The following is a 21,002-nucleotide window of genomic DNA, read 5'->3' as shown; positions in this document are numbered from 1 at the left end:
CCGTGAGGCGGTCCGCCCCTGTGGGGGTGGGCCGCCTCACGGCGTTGCGGGCCGCGTCCCGGAGCCGTGCTCCCGGACGGAGACCGCCCGGTCGTCGGCGAGCAGCTCCCCGAGGCGCGCGAGGTGGTCCGCCGCCCTGCGGCGGCGGTCCTCGACCGCGGCGAGCCCCGCGCGGATCTCGGCCGCCTCGGCCCGGGCCTCGTCGAGCAGTGCTGCCGCCCGGCGTTCCCGTTCGGCGGCTATGGCCTCCGCCTCCTTGAGCAGCCCCTCCGCCTTTCCGACCGCCTCCCGGCGCACCGCCGCGGCCACGACGCGGGCCTCGTCCATCAGCGCCACCGCCTGCCGGCCCTCGTCGGACCAACTGAAGTGCTGCTTGCCCGCGATGCCCGGGATGAGCCGGAGTTCGCGGAGCACCCTGGCGGCGTTCTCGGGCCGGTCCGCGGGGGACTTGCTCAGGAGCCCGGCGATCAGGACGTCCAGCTCCTCGGGCAGACCGCGCACCCGCGGGGCGAGCGCGGCGGGGGTGTCGGAGATCTGCCGGTGCAGGACGGCCAGCTGGCTGTCGGCCCGGAACGGGGGCTCCCCCGCCAAGCCGTGGTACATGAGGCAGCCCAGGGAGTAGAGGTCGCTGCGCTGGTCGATGTCGGGCTCGCCGCGGGCCTGCTCGGGGGACATGTACTCGGGAGTGCCCAGGGTGGCACCGGTGACCGTGCGTCCCGCGCGGTAGAGGGTGTCACCCAGGAACTTGGCGATGCCGAAGTCGAGGACCTTGATGACCCCGTCGGCGGTGAGGATCACGTTGGACGGTTTGATGTCCCGGTGGATCACGCCCCGCTCGTGTGCGGCGGCCAGTGCGGCGGCCACCTGCCCGGCCCAGTCGACGAGCACGTACCAGGGGACGCGGCCCGATTCCCGGAAGGCCTCGTGGAGGGTACGGCCGTCCAGGCGTTCCATGACCATGTAGAGGATGCGGCGACCCCCGATCTCGGCCTCCCCGCAGTCGTGGACGGTCACGGTGTGCCGGTGGGGGAGGTTGCCGGCCGAGCGGACCTCGGCGAGGAAGCGGCTCTCGATCTCCTCGGCGTCCATGCCGGACAGCATCGGGGTGGCGGAGACCAGTTTGGCGGCGACCCAGCGCTGCATCCGCTCGTCCCAGGCGCTCCACACCTCGCCCATGCCCCCGCCGCCGAGGCGGTCCTCGAGCCGGTACCGGCCTTCCAGTACTTCCCGCCGCATCCGGTCCTCCCCGACTCGACGCCCGCGGTCCGGATCCGAGTATGGGGCCGGTTGGGGGGCCACGACCGGCCTTTCGCGGCACGCGCGGTGGCGGCGAGGGGGCGTACCCGTGATGCTTGAGCGGTGATGGACGAGACGGAGTTCTGGGAGATGGTCGACCGTACCCGCGAGGCCGCCGAGGGCGACCCCGAGGAACACGCCGAGCTGCTCGTGGAGCGGCTGGCACAGCTCGACCCGGACTCCGTCCTGGACTTCGCCCGGCACTTCGAGTCGCGGTACAACCGGGCGTACACCTGGGACCTGTGGGGCGCGGCGTGGGTGCTGCTCGACGGGGCGAGCGACGACGCGTTCGACTACTTCCGGTGCTGGCTGATCGGCCAGGGCCGGGAGGTCTTCGAGGGCGGGGTGCACGATCCCGACCAGCTGGCGGAGCTCCTCGACGAGTTCGACGAGGAGATCGACGGGGACGGCGAGGAGCTGGGGTACGCGGCGGACGAGGCGTACGAGCAGCTGACCGGGTCGGTCGCGCCGGATCTGGGGATCCCGCTGCAGGCGGCCGAGCCGGAGGGCGCCGCGCTGGACTTCGAGAACGAAGCCGTGCTCGCGGAGCGCTTCCCCCGGCTGTGGGACCGCTTCAGGGGCTGACGCCCCCGCCTGCTCAGTAGTGCGTGCCGCCGTCGATGCGGATCTCCGTGCCGGTGATGAAGGCGCCGTCCTCGGAGCCCAGCATGGCGACGACGCCGGCGACCGTCTGCGGGCCGGCGAAGCCCTGGCCGAGGGCCGGGGCGAGCTTGGCGAACAGGCTCCAGTCGGTGTCCTCGGGCAGGCCGGGGCCGGTGCCGGTGGTCATGCCGCTCTCGATGGAGCCGGGCGCGACCGCGACGAAGCGCAGGCCCTGCTTGCTGTACTCGGCGGCCAGCGCGTGGGTCATGGACTGGATGCCGCCCTTGCTGGCCGCGTAGGCGGACATGTAGGGGTGGGCGAAGGACGCCGAGGTGGAGCTGAAGTTGACGACGACCGGCTGGTCGCCCGCCAGCAGCGCGGGGAGCGACTCGCGGATGACCAGGAACGTACCGGTCAGGTTCACCGCGATGATCTTGTTCCAGAACTCGAGCGTGGTCGCATGGGTGTGCGAGGAACGCAGGATGCCCGCGGCGTTGACCAGTACGTCGATCCCGGTGAGGGTGTCGACCGCTGCGGCGATGCCCGCCTTGACCGCGGCCTCGTCGGATATGTCGAGGACCGCGGTGGTGAGGCGGTCCGCGTGTCCGTCGGCGGCCGCCTGGTCGGCGGTGGCCTTGAGGCCGGCCTCGTTGACGTCCACGGTGTGGACGCGGCCGCCCTCGGACAGGATGCGGTGGACGGTGGCCTGGCCGATGCCGGAGCCGCCGCCGGTGATGAGGACGCGACGTCCTTCGTAACGGTTCATGGGGAGGAGCGTACTCCCGCGATGACACGTTTTGCCACCCTGTCAAAACATGCATTTAGCGCGTGGGCCCGAGGTATCCTTCCCCGGTGAGATCCCCTCGTCCGTACTCTCCCCAGGCCGGCCCCGGAGCCCAGTCGCTGAACGAGCGCCGCAAGGCGGCCACCCAGCTCGACATCGCCCGCGCCGCATGCGAACTCTTCGCCGAGCACGGCCCCGACGGCACCACCGCCGAGGACATCGCCCACCGGGCGGGCGTGGCGCTGCGCACGTTCTACCGCTACTTCCGCAACAAGCAGGAGGCCGTCGCCCCCCTGCTCGCGGGCGGCGGCGACGCCTGGCGCGCGCTGCTCGCCGAGGAGGACCCCGGCACCCCGCTCACCGAGGCCCTGGAGCGCGCCGTGACCCGTTCCCTCACGGGCCCGCAGGCCCTCGAAGAGGGCCTGGAGGTCACCCGCGGCCTGCTGCGCGCCGCCGCGAACGACGAGGCGCTGCGGGCCGTCTGGTACCGGGTCAACCAGGACTCCGAGGAGCGCCTGGTCCCGGTCGTGGCCCGGCTCGCCGGCCCGGACGCCGAACCCCTGGCCGTACGCCTCCTCGCCGCGGCGGCCACGGACGCGATCCGCATCGCCCTGGAACTCTGGTCCACCACGGACACCCCGCCGGCGGGCCCCGGCTCCCCCGCGGAACTGGCGATCCGCTGCCTGCGCGACCTCACGGGCGCGATGCCACTGACGCGCTGAGTCACCCCTGCACCGGACCGTCAGAGGAACCGGGCGGACTTCTCCCGCAGGTGCTCCGCGAAGAAGGCGGGGGCATCGGGCCGCATCCGGGCCAGCGCGACCATCGCCGTGACGATGACGTCGGCCACCTCCGCCTCCACGTCGCCCCAGGTGTGCGAGTCGCCCTTCCGCGGGTTCGTGCCCCTGGCCCCGATGACGGCCTGCGCGGCCTCCCCGAACTCCTCCCCGATCTTCAGGACCTGCAGCGTCATGCTCTCCTCGCGCTCCACCCCGCGCTCCCGGTCGTGCTCGTCGAACCGCGCCGCGAGGGCCCCGATGGTCTTCCAGGCTTCGTCCATCCCCCGAGCCTAGGACGCCCCCCACCCTCCCGTGTGCCCTCCGGGCACAAGACCGAAGCCCCGCCCCCTTCGGAAGGAAGGGGGCGGGGCTTCAGGTGATCAGTCGATCAGTGCGTCAGCACGGCACGGCTTAGAGGTCGAAGTAGAGCTCGAACTCGTGCGGGTGCGGGCGCAGCGCGATCGGGGCGATCTCGTGGGTGCGCTTGTAGTCGATCCAGGTCTCGATCAGGTCGGGGGTGAAGACACCGCCGGCCAGGAGGTACTCGTGGTCCTCCTCGAGGGCCTTGAGGACGTCCTCGAGGCTGGTCGGGACCTGCGGGACGCTCGCGTGCTCGTCCGGGGAGAGCTCGTAGAGGTCCTTGTCGATCGGCTCCATCGGCTCGATCTTGTTCTTGATGCCGTCGAGGCCCGCGAGGAGCAGCGCCGCGAACGCCAGGTACGGGTTCGAGGACGGGTCCGGGGCGCGGAACTCGACGCGCTTGGCCTTCGGGTTCGAGCCGGTGATCGGGATGCGCATCGCGGCGGAGCGGTTGCGCTGCGAGTACACCATGTTGACCGGCGCCTCGAAGCCCGGGACCAGGCGGTGGTAGGAGTTCACCGTCGGGTTGGTGAAGGCGAGCAGCGACGGGGCGTGCTTGAGGATGCCGCCGATGTAGTAGCGCGCCATGTCCGACAGGCCCGCGTAGCCGGACTCGTCGTAGAACAGCGGGTCGCCGTTCGCCCACAGCGACTGGTGCACGTGCATGCCCGAGCCGTTGTCACCGAAGATCGGCTTCGGCATGAAGGTCGCGGTCTTGCCGTTCTTCCACGCGACGTTCTTCACGATGTACTTGAAGAGCATCAGGTCGTCGGCCGCGGCGAGCAGCGTGTTGAACTTGTAGTTGATCTCGGCCTGGCCACCGGTGCCGACCTCGTGGTGCTGACGCTCGACCTGGAGGCCCTGGGCGTCCAGCTCGAGGGAGATCTCGGCGCGCAGGTCGGCGAAGTGGTCGACCGGGGCTACGGGGAAGTAACCACCCTTGTAGCGGACCTTGTAACCACGGTTGTTCTCCTCGGAGCCCGTGTTCCAGGCACCGGCCTCGGAGTCGATGTGGTAGAAGCCCTCGTTCGCGGAGGTCGCGAAGCGCACGCTGTCGAACACGTAGAACTCGGCCTCGGGGCCGAAGAACGCGGTGTCGGCGATGCCGGTGGAGGCGAGGTACGCCTCGGCCTTCTTCGCGACGTTGCGCGGGTCGCGGCTGTAGGCCTCGCCCGTGATCGGGTCGTGGATGAAGAAGTTGATGTTGAGCGTCTTGTCCTTGCGGAACGGGTCCAGGCGCGCGGTGGTGATGTCGGCACGCAGCGCCATGTCGGACTCGTGGATCGCCTGGAAGCCGCGGATCGAGGAGCCGTCGAAGGCCAGCTCCTCGTTCGGGTCGAACGCCCGCCCCGGGATGGTGAAGTGCTGCATCACACCAGGCAGGTCGCAGAAGCGGACGTCAACGAACTTGACGTCGTTCTCCTGGATGTACTGCGTCACTTCGTCGGCGTTCTTGAACATCCAACTCCTCCTACTCCCGACCCCGGGGCAGGGGCGGGTTTTATAGCTAGTGGTGCGTCAGTGCGGTGCCGCACGCTGACCCGACCATAAGCAGACGGGGTTTCTCAAGCATGACCCATTTGTTTCGCACAAGTTAACCAGGGTCCCGCCGGAACGGCGTCGAGCGGCACAGGTACCGTGTTCGCGTGGACAAGAGGCAAGCAATCGGATCCTGGCTCTCCGGCCCCCGCGAGGCCGCCGAAGAGATGGGTGCCGACTTCGGGTACCCCGGCAAACAGCTCGGCCTGCCGCAGCAGGGGCCCGGCTCGGTGGCCCGTTTCGGCCGCCGGCTCGGCGCCGTGGCCATCGACTGGATCGCCTGCCAGCTCATCGCGTACGGCCTGATCACGGGCCGTGACTGGAACGGCTCGGGGAACTGGACGCTGGCGGTCTTCGTCACCCTGGTGATCCTGACGGTCGGCACCGTGGGCTTTACCCCCGGGAAGCGGATTCTGGGCCTCCGGGTCGTCTCACAGGATGGCGGCCGGCTCGGATTCGGCCGGGTGGTGCTCCGCACCGCACTGCTCGCCCTGCTGATCCCGGCCCTCGTCTGGGACCGCGACGGCCGCGGACTGCACGACCGCCTCAGCCGCGCCGTGCAGGTCAGGATCTGAGACGCGGGCACGAAGCCGGCCGGCCGGCCGGCCGGCAGGAACGAAAACAGAGGGGCGCCCCGGGCCATCGGCCCGGGGCGCCCCTCTGTGTCGTATACGAAAAGCGGATCAGCGCATCTTTCCGCCGCGCGGCATGCGCATCCCCTTGGGCATCGGGCCCTTCGGGATCGGCATGTTGCTCAGCAAGTCGCCCATGGCCCGCAGCTTGTCGTTGACCTGGGTGATCTGGGGCCCGGAGAGGACACGGGGCAGCTTCATCAGGGTCGTACGGACCTTCTTGAGCGGCACCTCGCCCTCGCCCTTGCCCACGATGAAGTCGTGGACCGGGATGTCGGGCATGATCCGGGCCAGCTTCTTCTTCTCGTTCGCGAGCATCGGCTTCACCCGGTTCGGGTTGCCCTCGGCGATCAGGACCACGCCGGCCTTGCCCACGGCACGGTGGACGATGTCCTGCTGCTTGCTCATCGCAACGGCGGGGGTGGTGGTCCAGCCCCGGCCCACGTTGTCCAGTACGGCCGCGGCCGCGCCCGGCTGTCCCTCCATCTGTCCGAAGGCGGCCGTCTCGGCTCGCCGTCCGAAGATGATCGCCATCGCCAGGAACGCCACCAGGAAGCCCAGGATGCCCAGGTAGACCGGGTGGTCGATCAGGAAGCCGATCGCAAGAAAGACACCAAAGGTGACGATTCCCACGCCCGCGACGATCAGACCGACCTTCGGGTCGGCCTTGCGCGTCATCTTGTACGTCAGGGCGATCTGCTTCAGTCGCCCGGGGTTCGCAGCAGTCTCTGCGTTTGACTTCCTCGCCATGCAGCGAAGTTTACGTGGCCTTCTCGGTCCGGGTCGCCGCGGCCTCGAGTACGTGCTCGGTTTCGACCCGGTCCTTGGCCCTGCGGCGGTCTTCGAGGACGGCCGTCCAGGCGTTCCGGCGGGCGCCGCTCATGAGCAGCGACTCCAGGCCGCGGACGGCGTCGGTGAAGGAAGGAATGGCGATGGCGCGTACGGGCGCGGCCTGCATGGTGTCGACCCTTTCACGGTGCTCACGTCGGGGGTGGCCAAGCGTGTGTGCGGTGCGTCGAACAATCGTCACCGACTGGTGTTACCAGGGCGTGACCGACTGGTCAAACAGTGATGAAACCTTGATGCGGCCCACCGGACTCTCGCTAGCAAGAGCCTAGGGGCCGCATCGATGCGGTGTTACCCGTAAGTAAGACTTTGTGCGCGAGTTCACATACCTCCCGCACCACGCGTCACGCGTGCCTCGCACGCCTCACGCAGAGGGCACTCAGACCGTCGCGCGCTTCTCCATCGCCTGCTGGTAGAGGCGGCCGGCGCGGTACGAGGAGCGCACCAGCGGACCGGACATGACTCCGGAGAAACCGATCTCCTCGGCCTCCTGCGCCAGCTCCACGAACTCGGCCGGCTTCACCCAGCGCTCGACGGGGTGGTGGCGCGGCGAGGGCCGCAGGTACTGGGTGATGGTGATGAGCTCGCAGCCCGCCTCGTGGAGGTCCTTCAGCGCCTGGCTGACCTCCTCGCGCTCCTCGCCCATGCCCAGGATCAGGTTGGACTTGGTGACGAGGCCGTACGCACGCGCCTGCGTGATGACGTCCAGCGAGCGCTCGTAGCGGAAACCGGGGCGGATCCGCTTGAAGATGCGCGGCACCGTCTCGATGTTGTGGGCGAAGACCTCGGGGCGGGAGGCGAAGACCTCCTCCAGCAGCTCCGGGACCGCGTTGAAGTCCGGGGCCAGCAGCTCGACCTTGGTCTGGCCGGCCGCGCGCTCCGCCGTCTGCCGGTGGATCTGGCGCACGGTCTCCGCGTAGAGCCAGGCGCCGCCGTCCGCCAGGTCGTCGCGCGCGACGCCCGTGATGGTGGCGTAGTTCAGGTCCATCGTGACGACGGACTCGCCGACGCGGCGGGGCTCGTCGCGGTCCAGCGCCTCGGGCTTGCCCGTGTCGATCTGGCAGAAGTCGCAGCGCCGGGTGCACTGGTCGCCACCGATGAGGAAGGTGGCCTCGCGGTCCTCCCAGCATTCGTAGATGTTCGGACAGCCGGCTTCCTGGCACACCGTGTGCAGTCCTTCGCCCTTCACCAGGGCCTGCATCTTGGTGTACTCGGGACCCATCTTGGCCCGCGTCTTGATCCACTCGGGCTTGCGCTCGATGGGCGTCTGGGCGTTACGGACCTCTAGGCGCAGCATCTTGCGTCCGTCGGGTGCGACTGCGGACACGACCGGCTCCCTGTGACTTCGATTCTTCGGCGCCCACCAGGGTACGCCCGTAATTTCATACGCTCTTACGTCGGCCAACCTGCGGGCGGCCCGGCCCATTCCCCGGCGTCCCCCCGGGATCAGCCCGCGGCGGGCTCTATCTCCCGCGGCCGCAGCTCCGCCTGCTCCAGTACGTCCTTCAGGTGCCGTTCGATCACCGGCAGCACCTCGGCGATGGTGATCTCGCGGCCCAGTTCGTACGAGAGCGAGGTCACACCGGCGTCCCGGATCCCGCAGGGGACGATCCGGTCGAACCAGGTGTTGTCGGGGTTCACGTTGATCGCGAAGCCGTGCATCGTGACGCCCTTGGCGACCCGGATGCCGATGGCGGCGAGCTTGCGGTCCTCGCGGCGCTGGCCGGCGTTGGACGGGGCGTACTCGGGGCCGTTCAGCCGGGGGTCGAACTCCTCGTCGTGCAGCCTCGGGTCGAAGTCCAGCGAGAGGCCGCCGATCTTCGGGCGCTCCTCCACCGGGTCGCCCAGCACCCAGACCCCGCTGCGCCCCTCGACGCGGGTGGTCTCCAGGCCGAACTCGGCGGCCGTGCGGATCAGCGCGTCCTCCAGGCGGCGGACATGGGCGACCACGTCCACGGGGCGGGGCAGCTTCATGATCGGGTAGCCGACCAGCTGGCCCGGGCCGTGCCAGGTGATCTTTCCGCCGCGGTCCACGTCCACGACGGGCGTGCCGTCGAGCGGACGCTCGTTGTCGGCGGTGCGCCGGCCGGCCGTGTAGACGGGCTGGTGCTCCAGCAGCAGGCAGGTGTCCTCGATCTCGTCCGCGAAGCGGGCCGCGTGCACCCGGCGCTGCTCTTCCCAGGCCACCGTGTACTCGACGGCCTCCGGGCCGAAGCCCATGCGGACAAACCCAAGCTCAGCCACCGCGGCGCCTCCTCGTTGAACCTGCCGACGAACTTGCTGTGTGCACCTATCGCACCAGGCAAGGGTACGGCGGCCCCCGCGGGCCCCGTCAGCCGCCCGTCCCGGACACGGCGAAAAGCCCGGGATCCGGGGGGTCCGGGGGTCCGGGGAGCTGTTTCGGCCGCCTGCGGCCCTTCGGCGGCCGGTCCGGGTCCTCGTCCGCCCGGGGAAGCCGGCGGTGCCCCTCGGAATGGTCGTTCACCCAGCCGCAGACCCCGCACGCGTAGCGCCCGTCGAGACCGGCGATGTAGGTCCCGCAGCGCCGGCACTCCGCCTCGGTCAGCTCGGGCGCGGCCAGCTCGGGCACGTGCGGCGGAGCCGTGGACTCTGCGTGGCTGCCGTCGCCGTCGGGGCGCTCGCAGCTGCCGGGGCGAAGCTCCCCGGTGGGCCGGCGGGTCATGGGGCGCAGCGTACGCGGGTGGAGGGGGTCGGTCCGTAAAGAGACCCACCGGTTCTGCACACGATCGGATGAATGTGGGACAGAGAGGGCGGTACGGGCGAGGTTCGCCGCTACATTCACGCCGTTCACAGGGCCGGGTCTCCGGTCCGTCACGTCAGGAGACCGTGGAGCCGATGACGGAACGACCTGCCCAGCGTGTCCCCAACCGGCAGCTCTCGGCACTGATCGCCGAGGCCGGGTTCTCCAACGCCGGGCTCGCCCGCCGTGTCGACCAGCTCGGTCTGGAGCACGGTCTCGATCTGCGGTACGACAAGACCTCCGTGACCCGCTGGCTGCGCGGGCAGCAGCCGCGCGGCACCACCCCGGCGCTGATCGCGGAGGTGTTCACCCGGCGCCTGGGGCGGCGGCTGTCGGCCCAGGACCTGGGCCTGGACGCGTGCGCCCCGGTGTACGCGGGGCTGGAGTTCGCGGCCACCCCCGAGGAGGCCGTCGACATCGCGAGCGGGCTGTGGCGCAAGGACTCCGGTTCGCACGCCGAGCTGCGCAAGATCGCCTTCACTCCGGCCGGGCTGGTGGTGCCCAGCCGGGACTGGCTGATCGGGCGGGCCGACGAGCGGGTCGGCCGGGGCGCGGAGCAGGCCGCCTCGCGCGTGCCCGAACAGGGCCGTCCCGAACAGGGCCGCCTCGACCAGGGCCGTCTCGATCAGGGCCGTCTCGATCAGGGCCGTCTCGATCAGGGCCGTCCCGTGTCCGGCCGGGCCTCGGTGCCCCGGCAGCGGCAGATCGACCGCGGTCCCGGGCAGCGGGTGACGGGCGGTGACATCGCGGCGCTCAGATCGGTGGGCGAGCTGTTCCGCACCCTCGACCACGCCTACGGGGGCGGCCATGCCCGCCAGGCCCTGGTGCGGTACCTGGAGCACGAGGCCGAGCCGATGCTGCGCGGCACCTACGGGGAGACCACCGGGCGCCGGCTGTTCTCCGCCGCCGCCGATCTGACCCGGCTCGCGGGCTGGACCTCGTACGACATCGCCGCGCACGGGCTCGCCCAGCGGTACTTCGTCCAGGCGCTGCGCCTGGCCCAGGCCGCCGGGGACCGGCCGTACGGGGCGTACGTGCTGATCACGATGAGCCGGCAGGCGGTCTACCTCGGCCACGGCCGGGAGGCGGTGCAGCTGGCCCGGGTGGCGCAGCAGGGCGTGGGCTCCGGGCCGCCGCCGGTGGTGCAGGCGCTGCTGCACTCGGCGGAGGCGCGCGGGCACGCGGTGCTCGGGGAGGTCAGGGCCTCGACGGCCTCGCTGGTGCGGGCCGAGCGGGCGCTGGGCGCGGCCCGGCCGGGGGACGACGTACCGCACTGGGCGCGCGACTACGACGAGGCGCAGCTCGCGGACGAGTTCGGGCACTGCCACCGGGACCTGCAGCAGTACCGGGCCTCGGCGCAGCACGCGGAGCGGTCCCTGCAGCTGCGATCGCCCTCGTACGCGCGGTCGCGGCTGTTCTGCCGGGTGGTGCTGGCCACGGCGCGGCTGGGGCTGGGCGAGCTGGACCAGGCGTGCGCGCTGGGCGCGGAGGCGGCGCAGCAGGCGATGGAGATGCGGTCGGTGCGGGCGGTGGAGTACGTACGGGACTTCGAGCGGCGGCTGGAGCCGTACCGGGACGCGTCCGCGGTGCGGGGGTATCGGGACCGGGTGGCCGCCTTGTCCTGACCCTGCGGGTCGGCTGCGGGGGTGGCTGCGCCCCCGTGGCCGGGGGGCTGCGCCGTGGTGCCCCTGCGGGTCCGCTCCCGGGGCTCCGCCCCGGACCCCGCGCCTCAAACGCCGGCGGGGCTGATCTTGCCCTGCGGGCAACCGCCCCCTAGGTGGGTGGTTGCCCGCAGGGCGATGTTGCCCCGATGGGTGGTTGGCCCCAGGGCGATGGTGCCCCGGTGGGTGGTTGGCTCAGGCTGCCACCGGGAGGGTGGCTTCCGGGGTGGTGGGGACCGGGATGCCGAAGTCGCGCAGGACGGCGGCGGCGGCGCGGCGGGCGGAGCGCAGGGCCCCCTCGACGGTGTTGGTGTCCCGGTGGTCGCCGCACACGTACAGCCCGGCCAGGACCCTGACGGTGCGCCGGGTGTCCTGTCCCGGCGGCATGGCGGGTACGGCCTCGCGGGTGTGGTGGACGGCGAGCAGCTCCCAGTCCCGGGTCGCGGTCTCGTAGAGCCGGGCCAGCCGCGAGGCGACCGTCCGGGTGGGCGGCGGCGGGCCGAGCACGGTGGTGGTGACCAGGCTGCGGCCGGCGGGTGCGCGCGTCGGGTCGACCGCGCTCATGACCGCGGTGTGGGCGACGGGCCAGTCCGGGTCCCCGTCCAGGAGCAGCGAGCCGTCCCAGGGCAGCGGGGTGGTGGTGGCGTGGTGGATGACGGTCACCTGGTGGAAGGCGGGCACGCGCAGGCCCGGGAGCAGTTCGGCTGCGGCCCGGGCGCCGGTGGCCAGGACCACGGAGCGGCAGCCGAAGTCGCCGTGTTCCTCGGTGGTGACCAGGTTGGTGGCGACGGAGCGGACCCGGACCCCGGTGCGCACGGTGCCGGGCGGCAGCGCGGCGGCGAGCAGTCCGGGCAGGGTCGCGGCGCCGCCCTCGGGCACGGCGAGGCGGCCGCGCGCGAAGGTGCGCAGGGCCAGGTCGGCGACGCGGCTGGAGGTGGTGAGTGCGGGGTCGCGCAGGAGCCCGGCGAGGAGCGGGCGCAGCGTCGTACCGAGGCGACTGGAGCTCAGGGCGGCGTGCGCGGTGCGCTCGGGGCGGGCCAGCAGGCGTTCCTCGGGCAGGGCGGCGAGGCGGGCGAGCGCCGCGCCGATCCGGGCCTGGTCGAGGGAGCCGCTGGTCAGGGCCCGGGCGGGGGTGAGGGCGCCGGCGCGCAGTGTTTTGCCGTCGCTGTGGACGAGGGCGCCGGTCGCGAAGGGCTTGAGGACCAGGCCTTCCAGGCCCGGGGTGCGGGCCGGTTCGGTGTAGGCGGTGTTGAGGATCTGGCCGATCCGGTCGAGCCGGAAGCCGTCCACGGTCTCGGTGGCCATCCGGCCGCCGGCGTCGGCCGCGCCCTCCAGGACGATGACGGTGACCCCGGACGCGATCAGGTGGTGCGCTGCCGCGAGTCCGGAGACTCCGGCTCCTACGATGACCACGTCCGCATGGTGTGCGTGTGCGCTGTTGAGCACGTGCCCCTCCCCGAGGTCGGCCCGGCTGTGTGGGGAACCTCCTTCCCCCAACGGGGTCCAGCGGAACCCGAGTTGGGCGGACCATTACGGGTGATGCGGTCAACTCCGGTCGCACGACGGTCGCATTCGGCTCACATCCGCCTCGATGTGTGCGCCGGGGCGCTCCCCCCGGAGCTCCGGGGCGTTTCAGGCCTCCAGCGCGGCCCTGATCGACTCCTCGATCCCCGGGTACCGGAAGACGAACCCGGAGTCCAGCAGCCGGGCGGGACGCACCCGCTGACTGCCCAGCACGTCCTGGGAGAACTCCCCGAGCACCACGCGCATGACCGGCGCGGGCACGGCGAACACCGCCGGGCGGCGCAGGACCCGGCCCATCGCGGCGGTGACCTCGCGGTTGGTCAGGGGCTCGGGGGCGGTCAGGTTCACCGGCCCCGTCAGGGCGGGCGTGTCGAGGATGTGGCGCAGGGCGGCGATCTCGTCGTGCATCGAGATGTGCGACCAGTACTGGCGGCCGTTGCCGAGGCGGCCGCCGATCCCGGCCTTGAAGATCGGGAACAGCTTCCCCCAGGCCCCGCCCTCGGCGGAGACGACCAGTCCGGTACGGGCGAACACGGTCCGGACCCCGGCCTCCCGGGCGGGCGCGGCAGCGGCCTCCCACGCGATGCAGACCTCGGAGAGGAACCCCTCCCCCGCCGGGGCGTCCTCGTCGACCATCCGGTCGCCCGTGTCTCCGTAGTACCCGATGGCGGTGCCGCAGAGGAGCGTCGCGGGCGGCTCGTCCATGGCGGCGACGGCCGAGGCGATGGCGGCCGTGCCCTTGACCCTGCTGTCGCGGATCTCCCGCTTGTAGGCGGCCGTCCAGCGGTGGTCGCCGACCCCGGCGCCGGCGAGGTGCACGACGGCTTCGCAGCCGGCGAGTCCGGCCGGGTCCACGTACCCCCGCGCGGGGTCCCACCGCGCCTCACCGGGCCCGGCGGGCTCGCGCCGCACGAAGCGGACGACCTCGTGTCCGTCGGCCTTCAGTGACCGCCCGAGGGCGCTGCCGATGAGCCCGGTGGCACCGGTGACTGCGATACGCATGGGCCCATCTTGGCAGCGACCCGCAACCGGAGGCCCGCCCGGACCCACCGGATCAGGTGGCTGCGCCCAGCCAGGTGCCGACCGCGTAGGTCACCACCATGGCCAGGGCGCCTCCGGCGACGTTGCGCAGGATCGCCCGGGCCGCGGGTGCCCCGCCCAGCCGGGCGCTGATCACCCCGCACAGGGTCAGGGAGAGCAGGACCGCGACCACCGTGACCGGGACCCGCTGCGAGGCCCCCGGCAGGACGATCGCCAGCAGCGGCAGCAGCGCCCCGACCGTGAACGCCACCAGGCTGGCCGCCGCCGCGTGCCAGGGGTTGGCCAGCTCGTCGGGGTTGATCCCCAGCTCCACCCGCGCGTGCGCCCGCAGTGCGTCCCGCTCCGTCAGCTGCTCCGCCGCCTCCCGCGCCACCGGCTCGCTCAGCCCCCTGCCCACCAGCAGCCCCGTCAGTTCCTCCAGCTCCTCCTCGGGCGACTCCTCCAGCTCCCGCCGCTCCAGGTCCAGCGCCGCCTTCTCCGAGTCCCGCTGGGAGCTGACCGACACGTACTCCCCCGCCGCCATCGACAGCGCGCCCGCCAGCAGCCCGGCGACGCCCGCCGCCAGGATCGCCGACCGCGAGGTCGTGGCCCCGGCGACGCCGACCACCAGGCCCGCCGTGGAGATGATCCCGTCGTTCGCGCCGAGCACCCCCGCGCGCAGCCAGTTCAGCCGGGTACTGATCGCCGCGCTCTGCGCCACCGCACCATCCGCTTCCGTCACGCCACCACTGTGGCGGGCGCCGCCGGAAGGAGCCACCCGGCGTGCGCGCCCCCGGTACCGGGATCAGGGTGGAGGGGTGAGACGCCGACGCGAGGAGCCGGGCTGGCTGCGCGGGGCGCCGCCGCCGCGCTGGGCCCGCCTCGCGCCCGCGGTGGCCCTCGTGGTGCTGGTGCTCGTCCAGCGCATCACCCCGGGCGACGTCGAGCTGGGCTACTTCCTGGCCGGGCTCCCCCCGGTCGCCGCCTTCGCCTACGGGGCCGCCGGGACGGCCGTCTTCGCCGCGGTGGTGCTGGTCCTCGTCGGCCTGCCCTCGCTCGGGATCGCCCACGCCCGGGGCTCCGACCTCGCGACCGTCGCGGTGATCGGGCTGCTCAGCGTGGTGGTCGCCTGGGTCCGAAAACGCCGCGACGCCCAGCTGGTGAGCGTGCGCACCGTCGCGGAGGCGGCGCAGCTCGCGGTCCTGCCGCCGGTCCCCGAACAGGTCGGCGCGGTCGGCTGCGCGGGCCTCTACCGGGCCGCCCAGCACGGCACCCTGGTCGGCGGCGACCTGTACGACGTACGGGTCGGGCCCTACGGCGTGCGCGCGCTGATCGGCGACGTCCAGGGTCACGGCCTGGCCGCCGTCGGCACCGTGGCCTCGCTGCTCGGCGCCTTCCGGGAGGGGGTGCTGGACGACGCGGAGCTCACGACGGTGGCGGCCCGGCTGGACCGGCGGCTGCTGGCGGACGCGGCGTCGGAGTCGGTGGCGCACGCGGAGCTCTTCGCGACGGCGGTGCTGGTGGAGTTCCCGCCCGGGCTGGACCTCGTACGGATCGTGTCGTGCGGGCATCCCCCGCCCCTGCTGCTACGGGGTTTCACGGTCTCGGAAGTCGACGTGGACCCGGGGCCCCCGCTGGGCCTGGGCCTGGCCGGCCCCACCCCGGCGGAACCGGCCGAGATCCGGGTCGCCCCCGGGGACCGGCTCGTGATGTACACGGACGGGGTGACCGAGGCCCGGGACGCGGCGGGGAACTTCTATCCGCTGGCCGCGCGCGTGCCCGTCCTGGCGACCGATCCCGCGGGGCTGGCCCCGGCGGTGTGGCGGGACTTGCGGTCCTTCACCGGAGGCGGGCCGCGCGACGACGTGGCCCTGCTGGTGCTGTCCCTCACCGCGGAGCGGGACGCCCCGGCGTGCGGTGACCACGCTGTACTGATCACATGACGAAACGACGACAAACGAAGACAATCGCCCATTTGGGTCAATTTCTATGTTTCGCTCGGGTCTTCCAGCCCTTCGAGCACGGAATCCGAGGCCCATTCGATGCGCGCACCGTACAAGCACAAGCAGCGGATCACGGCGGTCATCGCGGCGGCCGGAGCCGTCGCCCTGATCACCGGCTCGATCGTGCTCGGCCTCGCAGGGGAAGACGCGGCGGCGGAACCGGATGCGTCGCAGAACCAGCAGATCGAGGCCCCGGCCCCGCTCATGGTCGGCTCGGCCCTGACGCGCGCGGCCGAGGACGGGGGCAAGGTCGTCAACCTCACCCTCGACGACGGCCCCGACCCGAAGTGGACCCCGAAGGCGCTCGAACTCCTCGAGGCCCACGGCGCGAAGGCCACCTTCTGCCTGACCGGGCCGAACGCGCAGAAGCACGCCGGGGGCGCGGCCTCGGCTGGAACGTCGACCCCGGCGACTTCAACCGGCCCGGCGCGGACAAGATCGTCAGTGCCGTGCAGGAGCAGCTGAAGCCCAAGGGGCCGACGATCCTCATGCACGACGGGGGCGGCGACCGCTCCCAGCCGGTCGAGGCCCTCGAAAAGCTGCTGCCGTGGCTCAAGGAACAGGGCTACGGCCTCAGCTTCCCGAAGGTCCCCTAGGCAGGCTGAGGCCTACCGGCCCGCCTCCCCCGCCCCCCCGCCTACCCGGCGTCGCGGATGAAGGAGCGGACCATCTTGCAGGTGACGTTCGACGGCCGGCGGATGCCCGTCCGGACGGCCATCGTGCGGATCTTGCGGTTGGTGGCGCGCTGAGCGTCATACGTGCCGGAGTCGAGCAGCGATATCGCCAGCCGCATCGCCTTCAGGCGCCGGTTGTGGCTCTCGTACCACTCGCGGGGCAGCCCCGCCGGCAGCGGCTTCTTCTTGACGGGCTCGATGGTGTGCAGGGTCATGGCAGTGGCCATCTACAGCCTCCCAAAGGCAAGTTGGCGTCCTGTCCTTCTCCTTGAATTTTACCGGCGACCACTGACAAAGGACCTGGCCAGGAGGCGCCTCGCTAAGCTTTCGGGCATGGAGATCTGGATCAATCCCGCCTGCTCGAAGTGCCGTAGCGCCCTGACCCTGCTGGACGCGGAGGGCGCCGAGTACACCGTCCGCCGCTACCTGGAGGACGTGCCCTCCGAGGCCGAGATCCGCGAGGTCCTGGGCCGGCTGGGCCTGGAGCCCTGGGACATCACCCGCACCTCGGACCCGCTGGCCAAGGAGACCGGCGTACGGGACCTGCCGCGCGAGGAGACCGAGGAGGCCCGCGGGGCCTGGATCAGCCACCTGGCGGCCCACCCGAAGCTGATCCAGCGCCCGATCATCACGGCCGAGGACGGCACGGCGGTGGTGGCCCGCTCCGAGGAGGCCGTCCGCGAAGCCCTCTCCCGCACGGCCTAACCCGCGAAGCCCGCGAAGCCCGCGTTCACGAACTCCACGACGCGTCCGATCTGCTGGTCCCTGGACGTGCCGGGCTTCGGGTTGTGGGCGTAGACGAGGCGGCGGCCGGCCTGCTCGGTGGTGAACACCCCGGTCGACCAGCCGGGGCCGGAGCCCGTCTTGCCCCAGACCACCGTGCCGGCCGTCTCGTGGCGCATCAGGCCGGCCGCGCTGAAGCAGGCCCTCGGCGACAGGCAGGTGTTCCCCCTGGCGTTGGGCACGTCCGGGACCTCGTACAGGTGCCGCTGCTGAGCGGGCGGCAGCAGCCGGCCGCCCAGCAGGGCCCCCATGAAGCGGTCCAGGTCGGCCGCGGTGGAGACCAGGCCGCCCTCCGCCCAGAACCGGGCCATCCGCGGGTCCGTCGACATCCGGGTCTGACGCAGCCCCAGAGGATGCACGATGCGGCGCTGCAGCTCCTCCCCGTAGCTCCGGCCGGATATCCGCTCCACGAGCAGGCCGGCGACGAAGCTGTTCGTCCCGTTGTACTGCTGGACCATGCCCGGCGCGGGTATGCGGCCCGGGCGGGCGGCCGCGTCCGCCGCGAACGTGTCGAGCAGCATGGTGCGCGGATCCGCGGACTCGCTGGTGAGCATCGGCAGGTCGGCGGTGTGGTCCATGAGCTGCCGTACGGTCACTGCGGCGTAGGCATCGGGTATCAGGTCGGGCAGGTAGCGGCGCACCGGCGCGTCGATCTCGATCCGGTGCTCCGCGACGAGCCGCAGCACCAGGGCGTTCGTGAACAGCTTGGTGACGCTGCCGATCGGGACGTCCGCGTCGGCGGCGACCGGCCCGCCGGTCCCGGTCCACGGCGTGCGCAGCCCCGCACCGGACAGCCGCACCAGGGCCCCCGTGGAGACCTCGTCGGGCAGGGAGGCCAACAGGGCCCGCAGCGCGGCGGGGTCCTGGGCGGCCGCCCGCTCGGCGTGGGCCGCGGTCGCGGCGGAGCCCGCGGACCCTCCGGGCGCGGCCAGTGCGGCCGGGGCGCCCGCACCCACGGCGAGGACCGCCAGCGCGATGCCGGTGACGGCGATCCGGCGGAGGGTGCGGGGGCGTGCGTTCATCGGTGGCTCCTGGAGAAGGCGACTCGGTGGGCTCTGACACCAACACTCCGCCACCCACAGCGCGTTGCCCATCGGTGATCACCCTGACCGGACCCCGAGGCCACCCCGAAGGGGACCGTTCGACCGGCCCCGAGGCCGGTCCCGCAGGCCCCCGGCCGCCCTGCCCGGCCGCCCTGCCCGACCGCCCCGCCCGACCGCCCTGCCCTGCCCGACGTCTTACCCGGCCGCCGCCACCCGCCGCTCGTGGACCCGCAGTTGGAGGGTCGCGAGGTCGAGGAGCGGGGTGGGGACGGCGAGAGCGCGGGCCCGGGCGGTCAGGTCGCCGAGCACGTGCTCGACCTCGGTCGGGTGACCGGCGAGCAGGTCCCGGTACAACGACGGCGTCAGCGGAGAGTCCGGGGTGGCCAGCGTCCGGGCGGTGAAGCCGAGTTCCGACTCCGGCACCGGGTACCCGGCGGCGGCCGACACGGCGGCCGCCTCCGCGAGGACCGCGAGGCCGAACTCGGTCCCGCCGGGCACGGCGTTGACCTCGCCGACGGCTCCCCGCGCCAGGGAGGTCACCGCCGCCAGCGTGGTGATGAACACCCACTTGTGCCACATGGCGCCGATGATGTCGGGCACTTCGGGGGTGTCGATCCCCGCCCCGGCCAGCACCTCGCGCACCTCGTCCACCCGCGCCGAGGGACGGCCGTCGCGTTCGCCGGTGAGCACCACGGTGGGCGGAGCCATGCGGAGGATGTCGCCGTCCTCGTTCAGGGTGGTGACGACCTTGGCCACGCCGCCGAGCACCGCCCCGTCCCCGAACCGGTCCGCGAGGTGGTCGAGGTGGGCCATTCCGTTGAGCAGGGGCAGGATCGCCGTCCCGGAACCGACCGCCGGCGCGAGGTCCCGGACCGCCGCTTCGAGGGTGGTGGACTTCACGGACAGCATGGCCGTCGGCTACTCCCGTCGTACGTCCCCTCCAGCGCGTCGGCCGTGACGAGCCTCGGGTCGAGCACGATCTTCTCCCCCGGCCCGCTCACCCGCAGCCCGCGCGCCCGCAGGGCCTCGGCCCGCCGGGGGCGCACCAGGAAGGTGACGTCCCGGCCGGCCTGGGCGAGGCGCGCGCCGAAGTAGCCGCCCGCGGCGCCGGCTCCGACCGTCAGGATCCTCATCCGGCGGAGCCCTCCGGTCGGACGGCCTCGGCCAGGGCGGTGCGGACGGTCGCGGCGTCGGCGACGGTCGCGGGGGCCTCGGTGAGGCCCCCGGGACGGGCCGGGTCCTCGGCGTACGGGAGGACGTACACGGGCGTGTCCCGCTGGAAGCGCCAGCTCTCGGCGAGCTCCCCCGCGTCGACCGCGTCGTAGCCGAGCAGGTCGAGGAGGCGGGTGGCGGACGCGCGGGCGGCCGGGTCCTCGCCGGCGATCGGCAGGGCCGAGCGGTCCGGGGAGCCGGCCGGGCGGGCGAGGGCGAGCAGGTGCTTGAAGTAGATGTTGTTGAACGCCTTGACGACCTGCGCCCCGGCCAGGTGCTCCTGGACGAGCCCGCTCGTCGTGGTCTCCTCCGCCTCCAGGGCGGGGAAGACCCCGTCCCGCTGCGGGTAGTAGTTGAGCGTGTCGAGCACGACCTTGCCCGCCAGCACCTCGGCGGGGAGCTCGCGGTAGTTCCGGAGCGGGATGGTGGCCACGACCCAGTCGCCGGCGGCCGCCGCCTCGGCCGGGGTGGCGGCCCGGGCCCGCGGGCCGAGCTCGGCGACCAGAGCGTCCAGTGTCTCCGGTCCCCTGGAATTACTGAGGACCACGTCCAGCCCCGCGTCCACGGCGAGCCGCGCGAGGGTGCTTCCGATGTTGCCGCTTCCGATGAGTCCAAGAGTTGCCATGCGGGGTTCAAGTCGCCCGCGATCCACGGTATTCCGGCGCTGCGGCACCGGAGTGAGGCCCCGTCCTCCCCGCTCCCGCCAGGGCCCTTCACCTCGGCCCCACCCCGGGCCTCGTAGGGTGAGGCCAGCACAAAGGGGACGTACCCGCACCAAAGGATCCATCGTGAACGAGCAGCAGCACCCGAGGCCCACCACGCCCGGCGAGCCCCCGGTGCCGCCGTCGCCGCCCTCGCCGCCGGACCTCTCCGCGTCCGCGATCCCCCCGCTCCCACCGCCCCGGCGCGGAGCCGACTGGATGTTCGGCGGGGTGTACGGGACCGTCCTCGCGTCCGGGCTGCTGGCCGCACTCGACCAGAAGGGCGGGGAGTACACCCCCTTCTACGACGCCAGCTGGGTGCTCGTCACCGCTGCCACCGCCGGGCTCGCGCACGGGTACTCGCACCACATGAGCACCCATCAGGCCGGCTCCGCCGGGCACCGGTGGCGGATCCTCGGGCGGGCGCTGTGGAACGAGTGGCCCATGATCGCGGCCACCCTGCCCACGGTCCTGCTCCTGCTCGTCGCCGGACTCACCGACTGGGACTCGCACGGGGTCACGGCGGTCGGGCTCGGCGTGAACACCGCGATGCTGTTCGCCTGGGGCGCCTTCGTGGCCCTCCGGGTCGGCTACAAGCTCGGCTCGGCGCTGCTCATCGGGGTCGCCGACGCCACGATCGGACTGGCCATCATCGCGGCCAACGCGGTGATCAAGTAGCGGCGCGCAACGACGGGGGCGCACCGGACGGGCCCTGTAGGCGGCTCGCCGTACAGGCCGGCCAGCCGAACGGGCCGGACGGAGACCCCGTCCGGCCCGAGCG

24 protein-coding genes and 1 pseudogene are annotated in these 21,002 nt (G+C 72.6%); 8 read left to right on the top strand and 17 right to left on the bottom strand.

The genetic code is table 11. From position 1 onward, the window contains the following. Window positions 1-36: 36 nt before the first annotated feature. A complete protein-coding gene (locus OG898_RS20465; protein WP_266958522.1) occupies window positions 37-1,236 on the bottom strand; it encodes a serine/threonine-protein kinase in 1,200 nt (399 codons plus the stop codon). 126 nt (window positions 1,237-1,362) lie between these two features. Between OG898_RS20465 and OG898_RS20460 the strand changes: the two genes are divergently transcribed. After that, window positions 1,363-1,881: a DUF4240 domain-containing protein gene (locus OG898_RS20460; protein ID WP_243330439.1), complete on the top strand. Its 519-nt coding sequence runs from the start codon at window positions 1,363-1,365 to the stop codon at window positions 1,879-1,881. A gap of 13 nt (window positions 1,882-1,894) precedes the next feature. Here OG898_RS20460 and OG898_RS20455 read toward each other — a convergent pair whose 3' ends face one another. Next, window positions 1,895-2,665 (bottom strand): SDR family NAD(P)-dependent oxidoreductase, encoded by a 771-nt coding sequence (locus tag OG898_RS20455; RefSeq protein ID WP_250742552.1) that lies wholly within the window; start codon window positions 2,663-2,665, stop codon window positions 1,895-1,897. A gap of 86 nt (window positions 2,666-2,751) precedes the next feature. Here OG898_RS20455 and OG898_RS20450 point away from each other — a divergent pair, with 86 nt between their 5' ends. After that, window positions 2,752-3,405 carry a TetR/AcrR family transcriptional regulator gene (locus OG898_RS20450; protein ID WP_250742554.1) on the top strand — a complete coding sequence of 218 codons (654 nt, stop codon included), beginning with the start codon at window positions 2,752-2,754 and terminating at the stop codon, window positions 3,403-3,405. Between the two features lie 20 nt (window positions 3,406-3,425). Here the strand turns inward: OG898_RS20450 and OG898_RS20445 are convergent, their stop codons facing one another. After that, window positions 3,426-3,743 (bottom strand): MazG-like family protein, encoded by a 318-nt coding sequence (locus OG898_RS20445; RefSeq protein ID WP_250742556.1) that lies wholly within the window; start codon window positions 3,741-3,743, stop codon window positions 3,426-3,428. Window positions 3,744-3,873: 130 nt separating this feature from the next. Next, entirely contained in the window at window positions 3,874-5,283 is a 1,410-nt protein-coding gene (gene glnA / locus OG898_RS20440) for a type I glutamate--ammonia ligase (RefSeq protein WP_250742557.1), read from the bottom strand. A gap of 185 nt (window positions 5,284-5,468) precedes the next feature. On the opposite strand from glnA, the gene OG898_RS20435 reads away from it, so the two are divergent. Beyond that, window positions 5,469-5,936, top strand: coding sequence for an RDD family protein (locus tag OG898_RS20435; protein ID WP_250742558.1), 468 nt, complete (start codon window positions 5,469-5,471; stop codon window positions 5,934-5,936). A 108-nt stretch (window positions 5,937-6,044) separates the two neighbouring features. Here the strand turns inward: OG898_RS20435 and OG898_RS20430 are convergent, their stop codons facing one another. From OG898_RS20430 to OG898_RS20410, 5 genes are all read right to left on the bottom strand, one after another. Next, window positions 6,045-6,743, bottom strand: a complete 699-nt coding sequence (locus OG898_RS20430) for a DUF4191 domain-containing protein (protein WP_250743562.1) — start codon at window positions 6,741-6,743, stop codon at window positions 6,045-6,047. A 10-nt stretch (window positions 6,744-6,753) separates the two neighbouring features. Then, on the bottom strand, window positions 6,754-6,951 hold the full coding sequence (locus tag OG898_RS20425) for a hypothetical protein (RefSeq protein WP_250743563.1): 198 nt from the start codon (window positions 6,949-6,951) through the stop codon (window positions 6,754-6,756). A gap of 267 nt (window positions 6,952-7,218) precedes the next feature. Further along, window positions 7,219-8,166, bottom strand: a complete 948-nt coding sequence (lipA, locus tag OG898_RS20420; RefSeq protein WP_266958518.1) for a lipoyl synthase — start codon at window positions 8,164-8,166, stop codon at window positions 7,219-7,221. A 119-nt stretch (window positions 8,167-8,285) separates the two neighbouring features. Further along, window positions 8,286-9,083: a lipoyl(octanoyl) transferase LipB gene (lipB, locus tag OG898_RS20415; RefSeq protein ID WP_250743565.1), complete on the bottom strand. Its 798-nt coding sequence runs from the start codon at window positions 9,081-9,083 to the stop codon at window positions 8,286-8,288. 88 nt (window positions 9,084-9,171) lie between these two features. After that, on the bottom strand, window positions 9,172-9,522 hold the full coding sequence (locus OG898_RS20410; RefSeq protein WP_266958515.1) for a hypothetical protein: 351 nt from the start codon (window positions 9,520-9,522) through the stop codon (window positions 9,172-9,174). A gap of 173 nt (window positions 9,523-9,695) precedes the next feature. On the opposite strand from OG898_RS20410, the gene OG898_RS20405 reads away from it, so the two are divergent. After that, on the top strand, window positions 9,696-11,225 hold the full coding sequence (locus OG898_RS20405) for a regulator (RefSeq protein WP_266958513.1): 1,530 nt from the start codon (window positions 9,696-9,698) through the stop codon (window positions 11,223-11,225). A 231-nt stretch (window positions 11,226-11,456) separates the two neighbouring features. Here OG898_RS20405 and OG898_RS20400 read toward each other — a convergent pair whose 3' ends face one another. The 3 genes from OG898_RS20400 to OG898_RS20390 form a co-directional block, all read right to left on the bottom strand. Further along, a complete protein-coding gene (locus OG898_RS20400) occupies window positions 11,457-12,674 on the bottom strand; it encodes an FAD-dependent oxidoreductase (protein WP_266958511.1) in 1,218 nt (405 codons plus the stop codon). Between the two features lie 219 nt (window positions 12,675-12,893). Next, window positions 12,894-13,787, bottom strand: coding sequence for a TIGR01777 family oxidoreductase (locus tag OG898_RS20395; protein ID WP_250743569.1), 894 nt, complete (start codon window positions 13,785-13,787; stop codon window positions 12,894-12,896). Between the two features lie 52 nt (window positions 13,788-13,839). Then, window positions 13,840-14,547 (bottom strand): VIT family protein, encoded by a 708-nt coding sequence (locus tag OG898_RS20390; RefSeq protein WP_250743570.1) that lies wholly within the window; start codon window positions 14,545-14,547, stop codon window positions 13,840-13,842. 76 nt (window positions 14,548-14,623) lie between these two features. On the opposite strand from OG898_RS20390, the gene OG898_RS20385 reads away from it, so the two are divergent. Further along, window positions 14,624-15,748 carry a PP2C family protein-serine/threonine phosphatase gene (locus OG898_RS20385; protein WP_250743571.1) on the top strand — a complete coding sequence of 375 codons (1,125 nt, stop codon included), beginning with the start codon at window positions 14,624-14,626 and terminating at the stop codon, window positions 15,746-15,748. A 288-nt stretch (window positions 15,749-16,036) separates the two neighbouring features. Further along, window positions 16,037-16,404 (top strand): annotated as a pseudogene (locus OG898_RS20380) (polysaccharide deacetylase family protein); the annotation flags it as partial. Between the two features lie 41 nt (window positions 16,405-16,445). On the opposite strand, the gene OG898_RS20375 reads toward OG898_RS20380, so the two are convergent. Then, complete coding sequence (locus OG898_RS20375) at window positions 16,446-16,709, bottom strand: hypothetical protein (protein ID WP_250743574.1); 264 nt, start codon at window positions 16,707-16,709, stop codon at window positions 16,446-16,448. A 106-nt stretch (window positions 16,710-16,815) separates the two neighbouring features. Between OG898_RS20375 and OG898_RS20370 the strand changes: the two genes are divergently transcribed. Next, window positions 16,816-17,187 carry an ArsC/Spx/MgsR family protein gene (locus OG898_RS20370; protein ID WP_266958508.1) on the top strand — a complete coding sequence of 124 codons (372 nt, stop codon included), beginning with the start codon at window positions 16,816-16,818 and terminating at the stop codon, window positions 17,185-17,187. On the opposite strand, the gene OG898_RS20365 is transcribed toward OG898_RS20370, so the two are convergent. The 4 genes from OG898_RS20365 to OG898_RS20350 form a co-directional block, all read right to left on the bottom strand. Beyond that, the gene (locus tag OG898_RS20365; RefSeq protein ID WP_266958506.1) at window positions 17,184-18,287 is read right to left on the bottom strand and encodes a serine hydrolase; all 1,104 of its coding nucleotides are present in this window, start codon (window positions 18,285-18,287) and stop codon (window positions 17,184-17,186) included. The two genes, OG898_RS20370 and OG898_RS20365, sit on opposite strands and share 4 nt — an antisense overlap. Before the next feature lie 216 nt (window positions 18,288-18,503). Then, on the bottom strand, window positions 18,504-19,217 hold the full coding sequence (locus OG898_RS20360; RefSeq protein ID WP_266958504.1) for a ketopantoate reductase C-terminal domain-containing protein: 714 nt from the start codon (window positions 19,215-19,217) through the stop codon (window positions 18,504-18,506). Beyond that, complete coding sequence (locus tag OG898_RS20355; RefSeq protein ID WP_266958502.1) at window positions 19,205-19,441, bottom strand: ketopantoate reductase family protein; 237 nt, start codon at window positions 19,439-19,441, stop codon at window positions 19,205-19,207. The genes OG898_RS20360 and OG898_RS20355 overlap by 13 nt, the downstream gene beginning before the upstream one ends. Next, window positions 19,438-20,145, bottom strand: a complete 708-nt coding sequence (locus tag OG898_RS20350; protein WP_250743579.1) for an NADPH-dependent F420 reductase — start codon at window positions 20,143-20,145, stop codon at window positions 19,438-19,440. The genes OG898_RS20355 and OG898_RS20350 overlap by 4 nt, the downstream gene beginning before the upstream one ends. Before the next feature lie 163 nt (window positions 20,146-20,308). On the opposite strand from OG898_RS20350, the gene OG898_RS20345 reads away from it, so the two are divergent. Next, window positions 20,309-20,899, top strand: a complete 591-nt coding sequence (locus OG898_RS20345) for a hypothetical protein (RefSeq protein ID WP_250743580.1) — start codon at window positions 20,309-20,311, stop codon at window positions 20,897-20,899. Window positions 20,900-21,002: the final 103 nt, after the last annotated feature.

Origin of the sequence: Streptomyces sp. NBC_00193 (assembly GCF_026342735.1) — a bacterium.
In the GTDB taxonomy this organism is placed as follows: Bacteria; Actinomycetota; Actinomycetes; order Streptomycetales; family Streptomycetaceae; genus Streptomyces; species Streptomyces stoeckheimensis.
The sequence above is the reverse complement of the archived record's forward strand: the minus strand, read 5'-3'. Positions and strand labels throughout refer to the sequence as shown.

Excerpts from the sequence above, each read along its gene's own strand:
- OG898_RS20395 (WP_250743569.1), bottom strand. The coding sequence starts at position 13,787 with ATGCGTATCGCAGTCACCGGTGCCACCGGGCTCATCGGCAGCGCCCTC.
- OG898_RS20375 (WP_250743574.1), bottom strand. The coding sequence starts at position 16,709 with ATGGCCACTGCCATGACCCTGCACACCATCGAGCCCGTCAAGAAGAAG.
- OG898_RS20425 (WP_250743563.1), bottom strand. The coding sequence starts at position 6,951 with ATGCAGGCCGCGCCCGTACGCGCCATCGCCATTCCTTCCTTCACCGAC.
- OG898_RS20410 (WP_266958515.1), bottom strand. The coding sequence starts at position 9,522 with ATGACCCGCCGGCCCACCGGGGAGCTTCGCCCCGGCAGCTGCGAGCGC.
- OG898_RS20455 (WP_250742552.1), bottom strand. The coding sequence starts at position 2,665 with ATGAACCGTTACGAAGGACGTCGCGTCCTCATCACCGGCGGCGGCTCC.
- OG898_RS20365 (WP_266958506.1), bottom strand. The coding sequence starts at position 18,287 with ATGAACGCACGCCCCCGCACCCTCCGCCGGATCGCCGTCACCGGCATC.
- OG898_RS20465 (WP_266958522.1), bottom strand. The coding sequence starts at position 1,236 with ATGCGGCGGGAAGTACTGGAAGGCCGGTACCGGCTCGAGGACCGCCTC.
- OG898_RS20355 (WP_266958502.1), bottom strand. The coding sequence starts at position 19,441 with ATGAGGATCCTGACGGTCGGAGCCGGCGCCGCGGGCGGCTACTTCGGC.
- OG898_RS20445 (WP_250742556.1), bottom strand. The coding sequence starts at position 3,743 with ATGGACGAAGCCTGGAAGACCATCGGGGCCCTCGCGGCGCGGTTCGAC.
- OG898_RS20350 (WP_250743579.1), bottom strand. The coding sequence starts at position 20,145 with ATGGCAACTCTTGGACTCATCGGAAGCGGCAACATCGGAAGCACCCTC.
- glnA (WP_250742557.1), bottom strand. The coding sequence starts at position 5,283 with ATGTTCAAGAACGCCGACGAAGTGACGCAGTACATCCAGGAGAACGAC.
- OG898_RS20370 (WP_266958508.1), top strand. The coding sequence starts at position 16,816 with ATGGAGATCTGGATCAATCCCGCCTGCTCGAAGTGCCGTAGCGCCCTG.
- OG898_RS20460 (WP_243330439.1), top strand. The coding sequence starts at position 1,363 with ATGGACGAGACGGAGTTCTGGGAGATGGTCGACCGTACCCGCGAGGCC.
- OG898_RS20430 (WP_250743562.1), bottom strand. The coding sequence starts at position 6,743 with ATGGCGAGGAAGTCAAACGCAGAGACTGCTGCGAACCCCGGGCGACTG.
- OG898_RS20360 (WP_266958504.1), bottom strand. The coding sequence starts at position 19,217 with ATGCTGTCCGTGAAGTCCACCACCCTCGAAGCGGCGGTCCGGGACCTC.
- OG898_RS20405 (WP_266958513.1), top strand. The coding sequence starts at position 9,696 with ATGACGGAACGACCTGCCCAGCGTGTCCCCAACCGGCAGCTCTCGGCA.